Raw genomic sequence first — 17,152 nt, 5'->3', positions numbered from 1 at the left:
GAATGGACCAATCGAGAAGAACGTACTTGTCGAGCTTGTCTCCACTTGGATGTTTGTTAATCGCTTAAGGTGTCAGCCCGCAGACACAATCTCGACATCGAAGTTGCGACCCTCCCAGCGGTTCTCTCCCGGCCAGAACAGGGTAAACGATATGGTGCCACTTTGCGCCTCCGGAACGCTGACATCGGCAAAGGACCCCGGAAATCCTACGTGGCAGGATTCCAGCGTATTCACCGTCGCCCAACCATCCACACTCCATAGTAAGCGGAAGCGGTTTTCAGCGACCACCCGGAGCGTGGATCCGGCACGAACCGTCTTGAGCGGGCGCCGCAGTTTGAATATCTCCGGATGCCCATGGTGCCGGTTTTCCCCGATATAGCGATCTTCCACGACCGAAATTCGTTCAAAGACCCGCCCATCCAATGCCGAACGAAGCAGCTTCAGGTACTCCGCGTGGGCCCAGACCAACGGCATCGCAGCCCCGGTCGGACGCCCGATCTCCATGCCATCGATTGAGGGCTCATCCCAGATCTGCTCGGGAATCATCCCCCCCTCCGAGGCGAACCGTTCCAGCGCCTGGATGAAGGGTGCCGGATCATGTCCGGCGGCCAACTCATAGTGGCCGCGCTCCCCGGTCAAGATCGGCCACGCACGTCCTTGCCCCCAGCCCAGGTATGGACCTCCATCATGCCGCTGTCCATAACCATCGTGGTTATACCGCCGCCAGCACGGACCGGCAGGCGTCTCTACCTTGAGAACTTTGTCGATGACTTTAAGCGAATCGACGATCAACGGATCGTGCGCACTTCGAATGCCGTAGCGGACCAGTTCCAGGAATCCGGCGTCCACGACTTCGCGCGCCTCGAAGTCGTAGCGCTCGTTAGGCGCCCGGTTGGAGAGCCGCAGCATCCCTTCGCCGACCTCCTCCCGGTAGTACATCTCTCCCCGGCTCGGTGGCCGGATCCTCATGTAGTGCCGTCGAATCTCCGGAACCAGGACCCCCTCATCCGTGACCGTCCATTCGTCTAGATGGGCTTCGATCCAGTCAGCATAATGTTCGAGAAAGTGGGCCATTTCGAAGGCATGGCGGGACTTGGCGATGTCGGCCGCGCAAATCAAGCCGGCGATGACCGCCGCCAAAGTTGAGGGAGAATATCCAGCGTTTTCCTCCCATCGTTCCTGCTGAGTGATGGGAGAATATCGAACCAGGAACGCCGCCGCCCGCTCGACAAAAGGAAAAACATCGAATTCGCCTAAGCCATCGACCTTCCAAAGACGCCACGCCAGCATGATCGGGAAGGCGACCTCATCAAGTTGAATTCCCGTCCAGTAGGGCGTGCCATCCACCCAGAAGTTCTGCGCGAAGCTCCCGTCCGGCTTCTGCGTACAGGCCAGGTAAACCAGCGCTCGAAGCGCAGTGTCGGTGCGCCCGCAGGCGAGCAAGGCAGACGCCGTCTGCACCATGTCCCGCGTCCAAACCAGATGGTACCCGCCCAGGTCCTCATCGCTCTTGTGGTTTCCCCAAGGTATGGACGCCGAGGCGATAAATGCCCCGGAATACGTCTTGTCCTCGTGGGTCAGCAGAATATTATGGCTGATCTGTAACAGCGTTCCTTTGTCATGCGACTTCACTGCGAGTTCCAGCGGACTGGCGGCGCGATGCCATTGCAGAATGTATCGCTTCAGGTGGGAGTCAAACGGCGTTGCCAGTGAGGCCATCGCTCCGGAGAGGGCCGCATGATGGCCATACCCGAAGCCCAGCGCAATCGTGAACTCGCGCCGCCCCCCGGCTTGATGGGTCAGATCCACCTCGCCGAGCAACGCGATATTGCCATCCAGGGCGCTCCCGAATTCCCAGTCCATCTTGAAATTCTGCATATCCTGCCAGCCGTCGCTCGTCCCCACATAGCCGCAACTCGTCCTCCGGAAGCCCGGGTCGCAGATCATGGCTAGCGAGATCCCATCTTTCCAGGCAATAAACGAGCGCTTGCCCGCTACTTCCAAGGTGCGCGCAGAGTTTCCCGCGCCGCCGCCGTTCAAGTGGGGTGCGAGCAGCGAGTAGACCTTTAAACGGCACAGCACCTTCTCATCGCCCTCAAGCACCGCATGAACAATGATGACTGGATGGTGAGGATTTGAGATGATCTCCTTCGTCAGCGTGTATCGACCCTCAGGGTCGCGGCCGACGGTTCGCACCGCCGGGGAATCGGAGTCGATGTACTCGAACTTCGTCTTGAGGGTCCGTTTTTCTTCCTGGAAGTAGGTCTCTCCATCGGAAATCAACAATTCCATATCGCGGATTTGCGGCCGGTCGATGGTGGGGAAATACACTTCGTTCAGAATGCCGTGGGAGATTGTGTACCAGACCCGGCTCGACGCCGAATAGGCGGTTGCTACTGTGTCCTTTGCCGCCGATGTCCACCGCGGCGGCAATCCCGGTGCGCCGAACGCCGCCCCGGATCCTTCAACCCACTTATATTCCGCTTCTAGCAACGTCATAAGTTCTTCTTCCGATCAGAAGCGCATGGCTTCTGCCTTTCCAGCTTACCTGCCTAAACCTTCCCGCCTACAGATGCCATAGAACCTTCAAGGATTAAAGTTCCGTCAATTCCCTGTTTTGGGCAAGCGAGGAACTATAACACCTGCGAATTCGCATCTGGATCCGGGTGAAAGGCGACCTGCCGCATCGCATGCTGAATTTCGCGATTCTTCATGAAATGTTCCCAAACAAATCCGGTTCTAACATTCTCCGCCATCAGGACGCTGATTCCCTGATCGATGCCTAAAATATCCTGGGCGAACCAGTTGGACTTGGGCAGGAAGGCGTCGACAAATCCGTACCTGGTCCATACCCGATTTCCCATCTTGCGCCGGATACTCAGCAGCACATGCGAACATTCCGCCGGCAGGAACGGCAGCGAACCGGCAGCGGCGCTGGGCACGATCGTTCCGTCAATCGGTCCCATCGCTGGCGGCCCGCCCCAGACCCGGTAGCCTTCCCGGGAATCCGACGCCGTGATGCCCCACATGTCCTGATCCATCCACGGATAGCTCTTCAACGCGATGCAGAACAACTGGTGCGCCCGGGTAGCGGCGATCGAGTTCGAAAAGTAGTTGGTATGCCGGTCCCGCTGGTCGCGATAATCGCACCATGCATGGGCGTACTGATGAATAAACAGTGGCGCCACGCCGCTGATGTATTCAATGCCTCCGAAGTCGACCAAAGGCCGCTGCAGGGCATCCCAGGTCTTCGGATCGATCGGGTGGGTGGGCGAGCCGATTGCCATCAGGTACATCGTCATCAGCTCGGCATAGATGTCCCACCGGTGTTGCAGGAACCCTTGCTCCGGGAGCCAGCCCATCGAAAGCGTGCCGCCGCCATTCAACATCCACTCCCAGTCGATCCGCCGGTAAAAAGTCGTCGCCAGAGCCTGGATCCTCGAGTTTCCCGAGAAGTACTGCCGGCACAACAGTACGCCACAGAGCAGCAGCGCCGTATCGATTGAGGACAACTCGCTATTGAACATCCGTTGCCCGCTCTCGATGTCGATGAAGTGATAAAGAAAGCCATGCTCGTGGGGACAGTCTTCCAGCAGGAAGGCCAAGGTCCTCTCGACCCGCTGCTCACAATCCATCGGACGAAGGTAATTTCGCTTCGCCGCAATACATAGCGCGCTGAGTCCAAAGCCGGTCGCCGCAATACTGGCTACCCGGCTCAGCGACCTCCCGACCGCCGGGGCGCGGTCGCGGACCAGGCCGGTCTTTGGACTCGCCTGTTCATAGAAGAAATCGCAGCCCCGGCCCTCCATGTCATCCAGCAACGCATCCGCGTCCTTCGAAATCTGGGTGAGCGGCCGGTTGATGAACACGCCCGGCGGATGAGGATAATTGGCCGCAGCCTGGCTTTCCGTCCTCGGCTCCTGACCAGGCTTGACCGGGGGCGCCTGGGATTGATTCTGAGCAAGCAAGCCGGAAGCCAGCAACGCGGAAGAACCCATGGCTACGCCGGAAGCGCCCGCTGACCGCAACAATTCTCTTCGGGTTATTCGCGAACGCGCCAAAAGCAGAAAACTCCAAGAACCTGGTTTGTCAAAATGCGATACCTCTGGCCCGTCCTTGCCGGCCTGGTTGGTTGCCCTCTGAATGAATGAGACTACTCGTGAAAGACGCTCCCGCCGCCCGAAAGGATTCCTTTCCACCCTCTCCAAGCTCCAAAACGGAACGGAACTCAACAACCCTCTCGCGCATCCATTACTATCGATAGCGAGTAGTGCGAGAAGATCCCGCGAACCGCCGGGACACACTCACGTTCTTAACGCTGCCCTTACCGGCAGCTCACCCAAGGAGGAACATTTTGGCTTACGAACTTGCACCCCTGCCCTACGACTACGCCGCCCTCGAACCGCATATTGACGAAGCCACGATGAAGCTTCACCACGACAAGCATCACGCCACTTACGTCACCAACCTGAACGGGGCCATAGAAAAGCATCCCGACCTCGCCAAGCACACGCCCGAAGATCTGCTCAAAAACCTCAACAGCGTTCCCGAAGATGTACGCACCGTCGTTCGCAACAACGGCGGCGGCCATGTCAATCACACCATGTTCTGGACGATCATGAAGCCAGGCGGGGGCGGAGAGCCTACCGGCAAGATTGCCGACCAGATCAAGAAGGACTTTGGTTCGTTTGAAGACTTCAAGAAGCAGTTCAACGAAACCACCGCAAAACAGTTCGGCTCCGGCTGGGGCTGGCTGGTTTACGACGGCAAGCTGAAAATCGTCACCACCCCCAATCAGGACAATCCGCTCTCCCAAGGCCTCTATCCCATCCTGGGCAACGATGTCTGGGAGCATGCTTATTATCTGAAATACAACAATCGTCGCCCCGAATATCTTGCCGCCTGGTGGAACACCGTGAACTGGGACGAAATCAACAAGCGCTTCGAACAGGCCACAACCAAGTAGTGCCCCGCACGAATCGCAACCGCAAAGCCCAGGCCTGAGTTTCAGGCCTAGGCTTTCTTATTGTCCTGGCGGACTTCCCTTCGTTTGCCTTCCCCTTCGTTCGCCGTCAATGGTTCGAAAAACGGCCACCAAGCCTTTTACCGGCGATTCGCGTCTAATTGAGCAGGAACGATTCATGAAGCGACATCTTATTCTGGCCCTCCTGCTTAGCTTTTTCGCCCCACTGCTGCAAGCTCAGACGAGCACCTTCAGGGATTCCGCACACTTTTCGATTAACCAGGGAAATCATCCTGTCGGCCGCAGCGACTTCGCCATTGAGCCAGTGAAACAAGGTCAGATTGCAACCCCTTCCGCTTACACCATCGTCAGCCACGGAAGCGTTACTCTGCAAAATACCAAGTTTAGTTTTTCGAACAGCGGCAGCCTCAACAGCAACCTGGCGATCTTGCAGGAAAACCTCAATGGCATTGTGAATGGATCGGCAGTGACCTTCGCCGTCCGTCCCGCGGGCTCGAACTTTGCGATCGACATTTCCGCCGACGGTCGAAGCTACCGAAACTCCATCAGCAGCCCGGCCCAGACTGTCTTTTTTCCGGACTTCGATATGTCGAGCTATGACATCCTTTTGCGCCTGGTCGCTATGTATCCCGACACTCCAGTCTCAGCGCTGATCCCTAAGCAAACTGGCATTCTAAGCACTGCCACTCTCTCACCCCAGGCCGATGTTCAAGGTACGCTTGCGGGCAAGGCGATCTCCGTCCATCACACGTCTTTGACCATCGGATCGGTCGTCAGCGAACTCTATTTTTCACCGCGGAACCTCATCCTCGAAGTCGATGTTCCCAGCCAGACGTTCGCCATCGTTCGCGAGAACTTCCAGCTGCAGCAGCCGCCGCCTCCGCCTCCAAATCAGGCCCCTGCCACCCAACAGCAGTGATCTCGATTTAGCTCAATCGACCGCAACCACCATCCCTCGCCCCAACAGGATCTCGGCACGATCAAAGAAAGCGCGGTCCGCTCCTACGGTCACTCCGGACGGCTCCATGACGACGACGTATTCGCCTGCCTGTTCCATGCTGAACATCACCCGTCCGGGCCCTGGCGACTCGCCGATCATTGCCTTCAGTTCGGCAAGGGTCGCAGCACTCGCCCGATCCAGCGCGACCCGAATCTTCACATTCTGCGGTAGGCGCAGCTTCACATCTTCGAGCGCCTGAATCGAAGAGACGCAGAGCTTCGGCGCAGCTTCCTCTTCGGCGCGTATTTGACCCCGCACCAGCACCGGCACCTCGATCTTGAGATTTGCCGCCAGCCTCTCATAGTCCTTGGGGAAGCAGATCAGATCGATCTTGCCTACCGTGTCCTCTAAAGATGCCTGCGCGTAGAGTTCGCCAGACCGCTTCGACTTGGCTACCTTCAAGCCGACGATCACTCCGGCGATAGCGATGTCATTCTCTGTCGAGGCCGGCTGACCGCGCCGAAAGGTCACCGGAGCCGGCTTCATCTCAAGCGCCGTCGCCGTATCGACCACCCCAGGCAGGTTGCGCAGCTTTTCCGCGTACTTGTCCAGCGGGTGCCCCGAAACAAAGAACCCCAACACTTCCTTTTCGCTCTGCAACCGCTGGTTTTCGTCCCAGTCCGGAACCTTGGGCAGATCGTTCGCCGCCCGGGAAGTCACCGGCCCATCGTCAAACAGTCCAAACAGTCCATGCTGTCCAGCAGCCGAATCCCGCTGCGCCTTCTGCGCTTGTTCCATTGCCTTATCGGCCGCGGCGATCAACTGCGAACGCCTCCCAAACGAATCGAGCGCCCCGGCCTTGATCAACGACTCCAGAACACGCTTGTTCATGAGCCGCAGATCAACCTTCTCGCAAAACTCCCAGTACGAAGCAAAGCTCTTCTCTTCCGCCTCCAAGGCCGCACGCGCAGCAAGGATCGAGTCGATCGCATTTCGGCCGACATTTTTGATCGCCGTCAATCCAAAACGAATTGCCTTGCCATGAGGGGTAAAATTCGCGCCGCTAAACAGCACATCCGGAGGCTCGACCGAAATCCCCATCTCGCGGCATTCCTTGATGTACTTGACGACGTTTTCCGGCTTCGAAATTTCCGACGTCAGCAACGCCGACATGAACTCAATCGGATAGTAGGTCTTCAAGTAGGCAGTCTGGTAGGCCAGCAGCGCATACGCGGCAGAGTGCGACTTGTTGAAGCCGTATCCGGCAAACTGCTCCATCAAGTCGAAGATGCGGGTGATCGTGTCCTTCGGATATTTCTTGGCCGCCGCGCCCGAGACAAACCGTTCGCGCTGCTTCGCCATCTCCTCGGCGTTCTTTTTGCCCATCGCCCGGCGGAGAAGATCGGCGTCTCCTAACGAATAACCGGCAAGCACATTGGCGATCTGCATCACCTGTTCCTGGTAGACGATGACGCCCAGCGTCTCCTTCAACAGCACTTCCAGGTCGGGCAGCAGATATTCCACCTTCCGCCGCCCCCACTTGCGCTCGATAAAGTCATCGATCATGCCGCCCTGGATCGGACCCGGACGATAGAGCGCATTCAAGGCGGTCAGGTCTTCGACCGAAGTCGGTTTGTACCGCCGCAGAACGTCGCGCATGCCGCCGGACTCAAACTGAAAGATCCCCGAAGTCAACGCCCGGTGAAAGACCTGCTCATACGTATGCTGGTCATCGAGCGGGATCGTCTCCAGATCCAGCTCCACTTCCTGATTACTCTTGATCAGCTTGAGGCAGTCGTCGATGACGGTCAGGGTCGTCAGTCCGAGGAAGTCCATCTTGAGAAGGCCCAGCTTCTCGATGGCCTTCATATCGTAGGAAGTCACGATTTCGTCGTTCTTGCTCCGGGTCACCGGGACGAGATCGGTGAGCGGCCGCGGCGCGATGACCACTCCTGCCGCATGCACGCCTGCTCCGCGCACCAGCCCCTCGAGCTTCCTCGCCGTGTCGATCAGCTCGCGGGTCTGTGGGTCCTTGTCATAGGCCTCCTGCAGAGAGGGAGAATCCTTCAACGCCTGCTCGATCGTCACCCCGATGGTCGCCGGAACCATCTTCGCGATCCGGTCGACATCCCCATAAGGAAGGTCGAGCGCTCGTCCGACGTCCTTGATCGCCGCCTTCGCCGCCATGGTGTTGAAGGTGATGATCTGCGCTACCTGCTCGCGGCCGTATTTGCGGGTCACATATTCGATCACTTCGCCGCGCCGGTTCATGTCGAAATCGATATCGATATCCGGCATCGATACCCGCTCCGGATTCAGAAACCGCTCGAAGAGCAGAATGTTCTGCAGTGGATCGATATTCGTGATTTCCATCACATACGAGACCAGCGAACCTGCCGCCGAACCACGCCCCGGACCCACCGGAATATCGTGGTCGCGCGCGTACTTGATGAAGTCCCAGACAATCAGGAAATATCCGGCGAACTTCATCGCCTTAATGCAATCGATCTCCCGCTCTAAACGCGCCTCGTAATCGGAGATCGGAAAGCGCAACAATCCGCGGTCCTGCAGATGGCGAACCGCCGTATCCAGCCGCTTGCGGAAACCCTGCCGGCACACCTCCTCAAAATAGCTGTCGATCGTATGTCCGGCGGGAACCGCAAACTCTGGAAATGGATTATCCACCTTATTGATCTTGAGCGAACACCGCTCAGCGAATTGCATCGTCCGATTGACCACCTGCGGCGCATGGGAGAAGAGCTTCTCCATCTGCGCCGCCGACTTCACAAAGAACTGGTCGGAGTCGAACTTGAACCGCTTGGGGTCATGGATCGAGCCCGCGGTTTGTACGCACAGCAGCACTTCATGGGCGTGATGATCGTCTTCACAGAGATAATGGCTGTCATTGGTCGCGACTAGCGGAATATTGAGTTCGCTCTCCAGCTTGAAAAGATCGGCGTGTATTTTCTTTTCGAGTTCCAGACCCTGGTCCTGGATCTCTAGAAAAAAGTTCCCTTTGCCGAAGATGTCCTGGTATTCACTCGCCGTATGCCGCGCTTCTTCGTATTTGCCGGCGATCAATTCCTGGCAGAGCTCACCCGCCAGGCAGCCCGAAAAGCCCACCAGACCGCTCGCATGTTCCGCAAGGTACTTCTTGCTAATGCGCGGCTTCCGGTAGAAACCATGCAGCGACGCCTCCGAGGTGATTCGAACCAGGTTGCGATAGCCCTCCTCATTCTCGGCCAGCACTAGGAGGTGGTTGTAATCATCGCCTTGAGGGTCGGCGCGATGGTCTTCCTTCTGGCAGATGTAGAGCTCGCAGCCAAGAATCGGCTTAACGCCGCGCTTCTTCGCCGCCTCAAAGAAATGCACCGCTCCGTAGATGTTGCCGTGGTCGGTGATGGCAACCGCCTGCTGCCCGATATCGGCGACATGGTTGACCAGTTTCTCGACGTCGCAGGCGCCATCCAGGAGTGAATAGTCCGTATGAAGATGAAGGTGGGTAAATTCAGCCATAGCTCTACTTCAATTTTAGAGCGCGGACGACCTGGCCTTCTTCGCTTCGCCTCACACGTCGGAGGAAGTTGAGGAAAAAGCGTCCTCAATTGCTGAGCGAGGACCGCAACGAAGAGCCGCACGCCTCGAGCAGACGCTGTTCCTGACCCGCTAAACCCGCAGCTTGCAAATATTCGTGGTCGATCGAATGCCCTCCGGAGAGCCTCGACGGACAGAGCCTTCCATGCTGAGCGCACGCCACATGGACGGCGGTGAGCGATGGTGTGGCGCCGCTGGACGCCGTGCTCGGAATCTCATGCCACGCGACCGCTTCGACGATGGCGTCCTAGCCCCCAGATGCCCAGCAGCGAGGCTCCCACCTGGGCATGGCCGCAGCCGATCACCTCGCGTTCCGCCTCCGCCAGGCTGATCCCGGTTCCGGCCGCCATCTCGAGCGCCATCTTGTATTCCTTGCCCATGCACGAGGCCAGCACCAGTTTTCCGGTTGCGTGCAGCAGGCCGGCCGTTCCCGCATTGTCGATCCCGGTCGGAGGCTGATGCAGCATCTCTGCGATGTTATGCGCCCCTACACTCACCGCGAAACTGTGCTCCCACAGCCATGCCATCTCTTGTTTGTCGAAGAGGTCCGTCTTGAACTCGGAAAAGATGTGACTTGAAAAGATCAGGGATTTTAGCCGATCCAGCCCCAATAAACTTAATGCCTGCAAGGGGTTCGATACCTGGGAGCGTAGCCCGAAAAACGCCGAGTTGACGAGTTGCAGGCACTTGGCTGTCATGCCCATGTCGGCCGAAACGAGCGCTGCCAGTCTGCCAAGCCTTGGTTCGTTTCGCGCCACTTCCTCAAGCATGGCCTGGTAGGAAGACGGAAGACTGGGGATATTCTTCAACTGACTGACTACTTTCGTAAGGCTTGAGCTCTCCAGTTGCCTCCTCAGCTCAAGTGCATGTTGAATGGTATCTTTCAACTGCCGGACGTCGCATGGCTTCGAGAGGTACTGATGGGTCGAATCGATCGCGCTCATGATTGTGCCGCGGTCGCATTGCCCAGACAGCGCAATCCGTACCGTCTGCGGCGAACGCCGGCGCACCTCTTTGAGCAGCACTGCGCCGTCCATACGTGGCATGCGCATGTCGGTCACAATGACATCGAAGGACCCCTTTTCCATGGCAGCCAAAGCTTCATCCCCGCTTCCGGCTAACACCATCGTCCATTCGTTGAGCATGGAATGCAAGCTGCGCTGCAGTCCGGTCAGCACCAGAGGCTCATCATCGACCAGCAGCAGTTTCTTCATCATGTCAGGCCGGAATCTCCGGATCCACCGGCAAGCTGACATAGAAGGTCGTGCCTGTACCCGCCGTGCTCTCGAGCCAGATCCGCCCGCCATGCTGCTCCTCGACGATGACCCGGGCCATCGCTAATCCCTGGCCCGTCCCCGACCCGAGCGGTTTGGTGGTGAAGAAGGGCTCGAATATCCTCGATCGCACGTCTTCGGGAACACCGCCTCCGTCATCGCTTACGCTGATCGTGATCCACCCATCGGCGAAGGTCGTTCTAACGCGGATCGTACCTAGTCCCTGCAGACCGTTTTCATTCGACGAGCCGACTGCATGCGCGGCATTGACGATGAGGTTCAACAGCACCTGGTTGATCTCATCCAGGCGGCACAGGACCAGAGGCGCTTCCCGGTCCAACGAGGTCTCTACCCGGGCCACATATTTCCAGACATTGCGCGAAAATGCGATCGTATTCTCGATCGCCTGGTTGAGATCGCAAGCACATTTGTTCTCGCTCGCAGGATGGGCAAATTCATTCATCGCGCGGACGATCTTCGCTACCTGCCGCGCCCCTTCAAAGGTTTCATCGATCGCCCGCGGAATTTCGTTGGCGAGATAGTCAATATCCGCCGCCCGAAAACAGCTGTCCAATTCGTCTCTCGTGCTTGTCGAGAGAGCACCTCGCCGCCACTCATCCTGCACCTTCGCAGCAACCGAAACAATCCGGTTGATCACCGTCCAGGACTCGCGCAAAAAAACGCTATTGTCGCTGACGTATTGAATCGGCGTGTTGATCTCGTGCGCAATTCCGGCTGCCAGTTGCCCAATGGCCTCCATCTTGTGGCTCTGCCGCAACTGCTCTTCCGCTAGCCCGCTGTTTGCCATCGCGCCTACTTGCCGAAGGCGAAAGTCTCCGCCTTGCTGGGTTGAGCGCTTACGCTGTAAGTGTTCTGAACGACTCGGGCCTCTGGCCTGGCAAGACAACTGCCGATGGTCTGGAGCAGCACGTCGCCATTGACCGGCTTCTGCAGAAAGGCCGCGGCTCCAGCGCGCATAGCTCTCAACTCGTTGGCGCCCCGATCCCGCCCGGACAGGACAATCACCGGAATATCCGATAGATCGGAATCTGCTTCAAACGCTCCATCACCACAAAACCGTCTCCAGCTGGCAATCCCAGATCCAGCAGGATGATGCTCGGTCGATGCAGCCGCGCTTGCGCAATACTGGCTACCGCGTCCGGCGCATAGAACGTTTCATAGTGGTGGGCCTTCAACTTGCGCTGAATGCTATGGAAAACATTTAAGTCGTCTTCAACCAGAAGTATGCTTGCCCCGCTCATGTGGCCTCCGCTCGGTCACCTTCGGCGACCAGGAGCTTAGAAATTCCTCATAATCCACATCGGCAGATTTTGCAGGGGAATGAATCGTTCTCCTTCCTCAAAGCAATTCGCCTCGTCGAGCGACTTTCGGAGTTGTTCTTCCTCCGTGATGCACCGGCTTGATCCTGCAGCCCGCAATCACCTTCGTTGAAAAATCAGGAAATAGTCCTGTCCATCGGCCTTGGTGAAATCGTATGAGGCCACCAGCTCAAAACCGGCCGAGGCCATCTCCCGCTTGACCACATCGCTGTTCAGCCCGTGGTCAGTGCCACTGCCATTCCGGTCGATGATTCCGATCTTTGCGCCCGGCTTTAGCGACGGCGTCAAACGCGCGAGCAGGACCTCTGGATGGGCGATCTCGTGATACACCTTCAGCATCAACAGCGCGTCGATCGAATTCGTGGGCAGCTTAGGATCATCCGGAGTTCCCAGAACCGTCCGCACGTTGTTGATCTTCTCTTTCTGGAGCCGCTGGTCGATGTACTGGATCGCCGCCGGGTTGATGTCCTCAGCGTAGACCGTTCCGCTGCGCCCTACCCGCGCCGCGGCCCGCACCGTGAACCATCCCGAACCTGCGCCCAGGTCGGCCACTGTCGATCCATGTCTGATCCCAAGCAAGTCCATCACCCGCTGAATCTGCAGCCGCTCATCGCGGCCGGGTGCCTCAAAAATAGACAGGTCTCCGCTATACGGTGTGCTGGTGGGGCGCTGCTGTTGAGGACTTTGCCCGAATGAGCAAGGCAATGGAACCAGACAGAAGAGGAGGGCGAACACTGCCAGCATTCGGAGAAAAGCCTTGGAATCCATGCCTATAGGATGCCCGTTGCTGCATCTCGGGCGCAAAACGCGACGAGTTCAACGAGCGACCTCCTGTATCCGCAAACGATTCGCCCGAAGGTCATCGCCCGAACGGGTCGCCGGATACGACCTGTCTCCCATCGTCCCTTCCCACAGAATCTGATTGAACTTGGCCGTATCGAGATGATCTTCGACCCTAAAATCCATTCCTCTCGTCCTCTCCGCCCACCAGCTCGCATCGTGCAGCGAAGTGGGTGGATCGAGGAGCGCCGCCTTCGAAAACCTTGTGTGATCGATCGGCAACGAGGTCCTGGCGAGGTATGCCGATGGCTCCGCCGTGTAATCCCACTCCTTCTGGTTCAGATCGAAGGCGTCGAGCATCGGCATCGCATGGGCATCGTTAAGATTCAAAGGCTTGATCTTCAAGATATCTTCCATCGTCCGAAGCATGCTCACGGTGTTATAGCGCGTCGAGTCCACAAAGCCTCGCTTAACATACGGTCCGACGATGAACGCAGTGCTGCGGTGCGCGTCGACATGGTCCCCGCCATCCTGCGCGTCATCTTCGATCACAAAAATCAATGTATCGTCCTTGAACCGGCTATGCGCGATCGTCTCGACTAGTAAACCGACCGCATAATCGTTATCGGCCATCTGCAGCTCCGGAGTGTTGACTCCCTGGATTGCCGAAGAGAACTCGCCAAAGTGGTCATGCATCAGGCGCACGAACGAGAGGTTCGGGAGTTTCCCGCTTTTTTCGTATTGAGTGAACTCGCGCCTCCATTCTGTGAAACGGTAGTAATCGGGAAAGGAGTTGTCGAATCCACGAAAGTACTTATCGCTGTACTTCTGCAAAACAGAGTTAGTCGAGTAGGCAACCTGTAAGTTGCGTCCGAATGGATCAGGCTCTTCTGCTATCTCGTACTTCTTTTGCGCTGCCGGAAGATTGTAGCGGGCGAGGTCCACGAAGAAGCCATAGTTGCGCAGGCTCAACCCCGCCTTGAGAGCGCCGTTCCAGAGAAACCCCTGCCCTTCCTCATCGTCATCACTATCCGGAGCGGCGACATCGCGAGTTCCGGGGAGAATGTTTGGGTCGCTGCCGCCTAGTGGATTCGCTGCAGCGCGCTCTTTGATATCTCCAATCCCGATATTTAGATTGCGGTTCGTGCCCTCTACATCATTATCGACTCCCCGCCCTGCGTAGCCGACTGGCGTTTCTTTCTCGACGGTGTCTGTGGTACGCGCGGCCGTCGACCACGGCCATCCATCGCCACTAACATCAGAGGCGTCATAGAAGTTATCGAAATCAACGAACTTACTCGCGAACGCATGAAAGTTGGGACTATCTTGCTGTGGAAACTGGGTCAGCTTGGGATCGCCATTGCCGATCGCCAGGTCGCCAAGGACCTGGTCATACGTGCGGTTCTCTTTAATGATGTAAATAACGTGGTGTATCTTCTCCCGAAGAACAGCCAGCGTCTCTTTCTGTTGATCGGTAAGCGACGGTTGAACCATATGGTTGTTATCCACCAGGACGGTCCGCGTCAGAGAACTCAACTCCGGATCCGTAGGAGTTCGCACCGTCTGGAATCCCGCCTTGGTTAATTGCCACGTATATTGGTTAACTGCGCGGCAGTCGATCTTCTGCCGAGCGCTGATAGGATGGCAATTCGCAGGATTCGGTCCAGTCGCGCTTTTTCCATTGACGATGTAGAGGGTCTCACCATCGGCGCTGGTGCTCAGCAAATTAGGATAGAAGCCCGTCGGAATCAACCCTCCGACAACACTCTTCCCTGCTGTCTGATTCAACCTGACAACTGCAATGGCATTCTCTCCGCCATTGGTGACATATAGCGTGCGTTCATCCGGCGAGAGCGCAACGCTGTTGGGGTTGGCGCCGCGATAGTGTTCCGCATTGGGGTAGGCGTCCAGCGGAGCAGTAACCCGAATGTTCTCCACCACCTTGTTCGTGACCGTATCGATCACGGCTACGGAGTCGCTGTTATCCTGCGCTACGAAGAGCTCCGTCTGTTCCTTGTTCAAAATGGACTTATTCGGTTGACCGGGGAGCTTGATTCGCGTCGTCAACGCCGGAGCACCCTTCAAGGAAACTACATCGATTTCTCGGTCGCGAATACTCGAGACATAGGCAGTATCGTTCCCCTTAATCTGTACCCAGAAGGGATATTCTCCTCCCGCGATTCCGCGGCTTTTTCGAGGATCGATCACTCCCGGACGCAGGTCCAGTTCACTCGCCTTGCTCCAGCCCGCATCGCTCCTGGAAAGAATGCTGATCGAGTCATTTTCGTAATTCGCAACGGCAATGGTTTTACCATCCGCCGATACCGCCAACCCGGCAGCCTCCGGTTGTGTCTCTATGCCGATCCCGCCAAAATTCCCCTCCGCCTTCTTGGCCCTGGCCAGATGGCCAAGCGCCACCGCGGGTAGCTTCTCGCTCCATCCACCATCCGCTGTCGAAAATATATGAACGTTATCGTCGCACCCGCCCGCCACATAGAACTCTTCCCCATTCGGATTGAAGGCGATGCCGCTATAAGTATTAGGGACCGGGATGGCCTGTTTCTGTGCCGGTGCGGGACCGCTGATGTCGAAGACGAAGACCCACTCGCTCGAAGCTGCCGGGTTCTTTTTGCCCGCGTTCGCGCCCTCGGTATAACTCCAGAGATTAAAGCCACTCGTTAGGATGAGCAGCGTCTTCTTATCCGGGCTGACGACGGTGGTAACCGCCTGGCCAGCCGTGTACTGCGGTACCTCGCGAACTCCCGGATTCAGCGCTTGAAAGCTCGCTCCTCGCGGCGCAAGCGGCGTTATCGTCTGGTTGGTCGACAGAATCTGCGATTGTCCCGAATTGAAGCCGCCCGACATCTGGCCAGCGGCGGCCAGCGTGTTGAAGAAGGACAGGCTTATGGTCAGACACACCAGGGTGAGGGCGCTTCCAAGCACGCCAGTTCGTTGCATGAAAAAACTCTCCAGAGTCCAGGCTTGACTATCGACTCCAGTGTCGCACCATCGGCTTCTATTGCCCAATAGAGGAAGCTTGCAAAGTCCCCCTGCCGGTCAGTTCGTGGATCAGCTCGACTTCATGCTCCCGGTAAGGCGTCCAGTCCTGGCGGAAGACCTCATGGAACCAAACCGTCGGCTGCTCCAGCACATACGGATGTTGCCATGAATCCCAGGGATAGTAGGTCTGGGTTTTGCCCGCGACCAGTCCCCAGTTGATCGCTCCTACGTTGTATTTTTTTGCCAGCGGGAGCGTATTGTCGAAGGTGCTGCCGGCGCCGCGCGCCATGTATTCCGTGCAGATGATGGGTCGATGATAAGCCTGCAGTTGTTTCACCCGCGCCTCGAAGCCCTCCGGCCACTCATAGTTGTGAAACGTAATAATGTCCGACTCCGCCAGCTGAATCTTCGTCATCGGGCTCTCCTGGTCTGGATGCACCCAGTCTCCGGTCCACACCCCACTGGTGAGCGGTTGGATCGGATGAGCCTCCCGCGCCCAGGCAAACGCCTTCGGCAGCAAAACCGCTACCAGCTCTGCCTTGTGCTTGGCTTCCTGCGACGCAAACCGGGCCCCGTTCCCGTTATCGGGTTCATTCCAAATATCCCAGCCGAGCACTCGTTCGTCGTTCGCAAATGCCCCCACCACCCCTTCCACGTAGGACTTCAGTTTTGGCTCATAGGCCGGATCCGAAATACCCTTCGCCCCGGGACTCTGCACCCAACCAGAGTTGTGCACCCCGGGAATGGGCGGATGCTGCGGGCCTAGCTTCGGGTCGGGCTCCCAGCAAGAGTCGAACAACACCAGCAAGGGCCGGATATGGTGCCTGGCCGCGATCGCCAGAAACTGATCGAGCCGTTGAGTAAAACCCTTCGGGTCCTGCGCCCACAGCTGGTCCTGGAGAAAGACCCGCATCGTATTCATCCCGATGCTTTCGCCCAGCGCCAGCTCCTTGTCGTTCAGCGCAGGATTAAAGGTCTCAGCCTGGAACATTTCCAGCTGGTTGATCGCATCGGACGGAACATAATTGGCCCCAACCAGCCACGGTTGCCGTGCATACCAGGCATTGGCTTTTTTTTCCGACCATCTTTGCGCGCTCGCGGTTCCATACGCGCACATCCAGGCCAAAAAGACGATTACAACCGCAGTCAGTCTGCCGATAGCCAATCCGTTCCGGTTGCCCCTGAGAGCACTATTCTGAAAATTGCGAATCATCCAACAACCATCCTTCTGACCTAAATT

Annotated in this window: 12 protein-coding genes; 2 read left to right on the top strand and 10 right to left on the bottom strand. The window is 57.4% G+C overall.

Annotated features, from left to right (window positions below; genetic code table 11):
* Positions 1 to 72: 72 nt before the first annotated feature.
* On the bottom strand, positions 73 to 2,499 hold the full coding sequence (locus tag ACPOL_RS24245; protein ID WP_114209336.1) for a glycoside hydrolase family 15 protein: 2,427 nt from the start codon (positions 2,497 to 2,499) through the stop codon (positions 73 to 75).
* A 134-nt stretch (positions 2,500 to 2,633) separates the two neighbouring features.
* Entirely contained in the window at positions 2,634 to 3,998 is a 1,365-nt protein-coding gene (locus ACPOL_RS24240; RefSeq protein WP_114209335.1) for a glucoamylase family protein, read from the bottom strand.
* Positions 3,999 to 4,354: 356 nt separating this feature from the next.
* Between ACPOL_RS24240 and ACPOL_RS24235 the strand changes: the two genes are divergently transcribed.
* Together ACPOL_RS24235 and ACPOL_RS24230 are read left to right on the top strand one after the other, a co-directional pair.
* Positions 4,355 to 4,966 (top strand): superoxide dismutase, encoded by a 612-nt coding sequence (locus tag ACPOL_RS24235; RefSeq protein WP_114209334.1) that lies wholly within the window; start codon positions 4,355 to 4,357, stop codon positions 4,964 to 4,966.
* Between the two features lie 175 nt (positions 4,967 to 5,141).
* Positions 5,142 to 5,903: a hypothetical protein gene (locus ACPOL_RS24230; protein WP_114209333.1), complete on the top strand. Its 762-nt coding sequence runs from the start codon at positions 5,142 to 5,144 to the stop codon at positions 5,901 to 5,903.
* A gap of 12 nt (positions 5,904 to 5,915) precedes the next feature.
* Here the strand turns inward: ACPOL_RS24230 and dnaE are convergent, their stop codons facing one another.
* The 8 genes from dnaE to ACPOL_RS24195 all read right to left on the bottom strand — a co-directional run bounded on the left by dnaE (position 5,916) and on the right by ACPOL_RS24195 (position 17,125).
* Positions 5,916 to 9,440: a DNA polymerase III subunit alpha gene (gene dnaE / locus ACPOL_RS24225; RefSeq protein ID WP_114209332.1), complete on the bottom strand. Its 3,525-nt coding sequence runs from the start codon at positions 9,438 to 9,440 to the stop codon at positions 5,916 to 5,918.
* 293 nt (positions 9,441 to 9,733) lie between these two features.
* Positions 9,734 to 10,735, bottom strand: a complete 1,002-nt coding sequence (locus ACPOL_RS24220; RefSeq protein WP_161557547.1) for a response regulator — start codon at positions 10,733 to 10,735, stop codon at positions 9,734 to 9,736.
* Position 10,736: 1 nt separating this feature from the next.
* Positions 10,737 to 11,600: a sensor histidine kinase gene (locus ACPOL_RS24215; RefSeq protein WP_114209330.1), complete on the bottom strand. Its 864-nt coding sequence runs from the start codon at positions 11,598 to 11,600 to the stop codon at positions 10,737 to 10,739.
* Positions 11,601 to 11,605: 5 nt separating this feature from the next.
* Positions 11,606 to 11,818 carry a response regulator gene (locus ACPOL_RS33245; protein ID WP_150133121.1) on the bottom strand — a complete coding sequence of 71 codons (213 nt, stop codon included), beginning with the start codon at positions 11,816 to 11,818 and terminating at the stop codon, positions 11,606 to 11,608.
* Positions 11,815 to 12,054: a response regulator gene (locus tag ACPOL_RS24210; RefSeq protein ID WP_114209329.1), complete on the bottom strand. Its 240-nt coding sequence runs from the start codon at positions 12,052 to 12,054 to the stop codon at positions 11,815 to 11,817. The genes ACPOL_RS33245 and ACPOL_RS24210 overlap by 4 nt, the downstream gene beginning before the upstream one ends.
* Before the next feature lie 177 nt (positions 12,055 to 12,231).
* Entirely contained in the window at positions 12,232 to 12,900 is a 669-nt protein-coding gene (locus ACPOL_RS24205; RefSeq protein WP_236656996.1) for a class I SAM-dependent methyltransferase, read from the bottom strand.
* 48 nt (positions 12,901 to 12,948) lie between these two features.
* Complete coding sequence (locus tag ACPOL_RS24200; RefSeq protein ID WP_201758954.1) at positions 12,949 to 15,870, bottom strand: bifunctional YncE family protein/alkaline phosphatase family protein; 2,922 nt, start codon at positions 15,868 to 15,870, stop codon at positions 12,949 to 12,951.
* Between the two features lie 58 nt (positions 15,871 to 15,928).
* Positions 15,929 to 17,125 carry a glycoside hydrolase 5 family protein gene (locus ACPOL_RS24195; protein ID WP_114209328.1) on the bottom strand — a complete coding sequence of 399 codons (1,197 nt, stop codon included), beginning with the start codon at positions 17,123 to 17,125 and terminating at the stop codon, positions 15,929 to 15,931.
* Positions 17,126 to 17,152: the final 27 nt, after the last annotated feature.

Source organism: Acidisarcina polymorpha (assembly GCF_003330725.1).
Taxonomy (GTDB): Bacteria; Acidobacteriota; Terriglobia; order Terriglobales; family Acidobacteriaceae; genus Acidisarcina; species Acidisarcina polymorpha.
The sequence above is the reverse complement of the archived record's forward strand: the minus strand, read 5'-3'. Positions and strand labels throughout refer to the sequence as shown.

Excerpts from the sequence above, each read along its gene's own strand:
- ACPOL_RS24245 (WP_114209336.1), bottom strand. The coding sequence starts at position 2,499 with ATGACGTTGCTAGAAGCGGAATATAAGTGGGTTGAAGGATCCGGGGCG.
- ACPOL_RS24240 (WP_114209335.1), bottom strand. The coding sequence starts at position 3,998 with ATGGGTTCTTCCGCGTTGCTGGCTTCCGGCTTGCTTGCTCAGAATCAA.
- ACPOL_RS24230 (WP_114209333.1), top strand. The coding sequence starts at position 5,142 with ATGAAGCGACATCTTATTCTGGCCCTCCTGCTTAGCTTTTTCGCCCCA.
- dnaE (WP_114209332.1), bottom strand. The coding sequence starts at position 9,440 with ATGGCTGAATTTACCCACCTTCATCTTCATACGGACTATTCACTCCTG.
- ACPOL_RS24220 (WP_161557547.1), bottom strand. The coding sequence starts at position 10,735 with ATGATGAAGAAACTGCTGCTGGTCGATGATGAGCCTCTGGTGCTGACC.
- ACPOL_RS24215 (WP_114209330.1), bottom strand. The coding sequence starts at position 11,600 with ATGGCAAACAGCGGGCTAGCGGAAGAGCAGTTGCGGCAGAGCCACAAG.
- ACPOL_RS24210 (WP_114209329.1), bottom strand. The coding sequence starts at position 12,054 with ATGAGCGGGGCAAGCATACTTCTGGTTGAAGACGACTTAAATGTTTTC.
- ACPOL_RS24205 (WP_236656996.1), bottom strand. The coding sequence starts at position 12,900 with ATGGATTCCAAGGCTTTTCTCCGAATGCTGGCAGTGTTCGCCCTCCTC.
- ACPOL_RS24200 (WP_201758954.1), bottom strand. The coding sequence starts at position 15,870 with ATGCAACGAACTGGCGTGCTTGGAAGCGCCCTCACCCTGGTGTGTCTG.
- ACPOL_RS24195 (WP_114209328.1), bottom strand. The coding sequence starts at position 17,125 with ATGATTCGCAATTTTCAGAATAGTGCTCTCAGGGGCAACCGGAACGGA.